A 1,568-nucleotide genomic window follows, 5' to 3' on the forward strand; every position below is an offset into this window, starting at 1 on the left:
TGATATATGTCAACATTATTGTTTTTAATATTTTGGGGAATATAATAATCCTCAAAGAACCTATGATGTCTTTTGGAGGATACGTTTATGGAAACGTTTTCTTTATATATTTCTCTATAATTTGGACCTGCCCAGTATAGGTGATACTGATTAATAAAATCTTCGCTAAGTAGGTATTGAAGGACTTGATTAGTATACGTGCCAATTCCAGTTCCTTTATACCATGTAGCACCTCTGGCATCGATGGCTATCTTCATATTTTTCACACTCCAAATAAACTTAAGCTTTATAATAAAATATTAATCATCCTTGTTAATTGTGCATACAATAAGAATGTCTCTATCACATTCTATGATGATTTTCATATTATAGAACAAAGGCCATTAATGACTTGGAGTGAGTTTATGGAAAAAGTAATAAAGGTATTAGAAGAAAACTATAATATTAAAGTAGAGGAAATCTCTCAGATTAAAAACGTTTATAGAATAAAGTCTTCAAATAAAATTCTTTGTTTTAAGGTATCAAGATATAAGGAATATATTATGGACTTTATAATTGATTCTATAGAGCATGTTGAATCAAACGGATTTAATGGAGTGTTATCACCTATTTTAAGTAATGGGGGAAAGAAGTACATACCGTTTGAAAGTGGGTATGGCTACCTTTGTAGGTGGGTTCCATCTAGGGAGGCAGACTACAAGAATCCTATTGATTTAAAGCTTTGCGTTAATGCACTTGCAAAGTTTCACAGGGCATCCTTTGGCTTTGATAAATCAAGGGCTGCAATAGGAAGAAGATATCACGGAAAGTGGATTAATAAATTCTCAAAAAAAGTTAATCAAATGTATGAATTTAAAAGAATAGCAGAATGTAGGCTTGAAAAAAGTGACTTTGATAAGGTTTATGTTGAGGAGTTTAATAAGCATATAAAAAGAGCAAATACTTCAATAGACTCTCTTAAGAAAAGTAGTTATAAAGAGGTGCTAGACAGGCACTACGCTATGTCAGGTATTTGTCACCATGATACAGCTAATCATAATTTTCTTATAGATGATAATTTAGATGTTTATTTAATAGACTTTGATTACTGCATTCAAGATACCCATCTTCATGACCTATCTAGCATTATTATTAGAAACCTTAAGTGTGGTAATTGGAATATGGATACATTAAATTATATTGTGTCCAATTATACCAATGAAATAGAGGTAACACCTGATGAATTTAATATAATGGGAGGATTTATTGAATTTCCACAGGATTATTGGCAGGTTGGACTTCAATATTATGTAGAACAACAGCCATGGGAGGAAGAGTTTTTCAATAAAAGGCTGTCTAGATGCAAAGATGATTTTAAGGATAAATATGATTTTTTAGATAATGGTTATATTCAGCTAGTAAGTAAGTAGGGGGTAAAAGGTGAATGTTACAAGGCTTTATAACATAGATGACTATTACATGGAATGGTTAGTGAAAAAGTATGATGGAAGTGAAGAAGCTCTTCATGCTACTGTATCCATTTTAGATTGGACCCATGGAGGTAATTTTCATAATATATTAGATATCAA

The 1,568-nt window shown here is 31.2% G+C and carries 1 protein-coding gene and 1 pseudogene; one reads left to right on the forward strand and one right to left on the reverse strand.

What is annotated here, in order from left to right:
• A pseudogene (locus tag RR539_RS10650) lies at window positions 1–257 on the reverse strand (glycosyltransferase family 4 protein); the annotation flags it as partial.
• 147 nt (window positions 258–404) lie between these two features.
• Here RR539_RS10650 and RR539_RS10655 point away from each other — a divergent pair.
• Window positions 405–1,409, forward strand: coding sequence for a CotS family spore coat protein (locus RR539_RS10655; RefSeq protein ID WP_332500435.1), 1,005 nt, complete (start codon window positions 405–407; stop codon window positions 1,407–1,409).
• Window positions 1,410–1,568 lie beyond the last annotated feature (159 nt).

It is taken from the genome of Clostridium sp. (assembly GCF_036639235.1).
In the GTDB taxonomy this organism is placed as follows: domain Bacteria; phylum Bacillota; class Clostridia; order Clostridiales; family Caloramatoraceae; genus Clostridium_AB.

Bases quoted from the DNA above. Each gene is read 5' to 3' on its own strand.
- RR539_RS10655 (WP_332500435.1), top strand. From the start codon at position 405: ATGGAAAAAGTAATAAAGGTATTAGAAGAAAACTATAATATTAAAGTA.